This is a genomic window from Desulfovibrio sp. X2 (assembly GCF_000422205.1).
GTDB lineage: Bacteria > Desulfobacterota > Desulfovibrionia > Desulfovibrionales > Desulfovibrionaceae > Alkalidesulfovibrio.
The window spans coordinates 1-676 of record NZ_ATHV01000060.1; the positions used below are offsets into that span (position 1 = coordinate 1).

The following is a 676-nucleotide window of genomic DNA, read 5'->3' on the forward strand; positions in this document are numbered from 1 at the left end:
AAGCAGAAGACGGCATACGATATTAGCTCCCGGTCTCGGCATTCCTGCTGAACCGCTCTTCCGATCTCCTTCATGGAGCTCACCAAGTCCTTCGGCGACGACGTGGGCAAGGACACCCTGGGCTCCCGCAACCCCTTGCCGCCCACGGCCCAGGCCACCTTCTCCGTGCCCAAGGACGACGCCGACTGGACCCGCAACATCTACGAGCGCCTGAAAGCCATGCCCGGCGTGGCCGACGTCCACTACAACCCCCTGCAGATGGACCTCGCCAAGTCCTGGATACGCATCAGCCGGGGACTCGTCTGGCCGCTCATCGGACTGCTCGCCCTGGTCGCCGGGCTCATCGTCGGCAACACCATCAAGCTCGCCCAGATCTCGCGCCTCGACGAGGTCGAGATCCTGCGCCTCGTGGGCGCCACCCGCTTCTACATCCAGCTGCCCATGCTCTCCGGAGGCGCCTTCCTCTGCCTCGTCTCCGGCTTCCTCGCCCTCGTGCTGCTCAAGATCTTCCAGCTCATCGTCCACAATACCCTGAACATCCCCCCGCTCTTCCTGACCATCGACTTCCTGCCCCTCACCCAGGCCGCCGCCCTGTTCGGCGGGCTGCTCCTCGTGGGGCTCCTCTCCAGCTGGGTCGCGGTCAAGGAATAGAGCCGGATCGCCTCCGGCGGGCAGG

General features: G+C 65.5%; 1 protein-coding gene. It reads left to right on the top strand.

What is annotated here, in order from left to right; genetic code table 11:
• The first annotated feature begins 72 nt into the window (after positions 1-72).
• Positions 73-651 carry an ABC transporter permease gene (locus tag DSX2_RS13675; protein ID WP_020881671.1) on the top strand — a complete coding sequence of 193 codons (579 nt, stop codon included), beginning with the start codon at positions 73-75 and terminating at the stop codon, positions 649-651.
• Positions 652-676: the final 25 nt, after the last annotated feature.

What these genes read in the sequence shown, in the direction of transcription:
- DSX2_RS13675 (WP_020881671.1), top strand. Translation starts at nt 73, where the DNA reads ATGGAGCTCACCAAGTCCTTCGGCGACGACGTGGGCAAGGACACCCTG.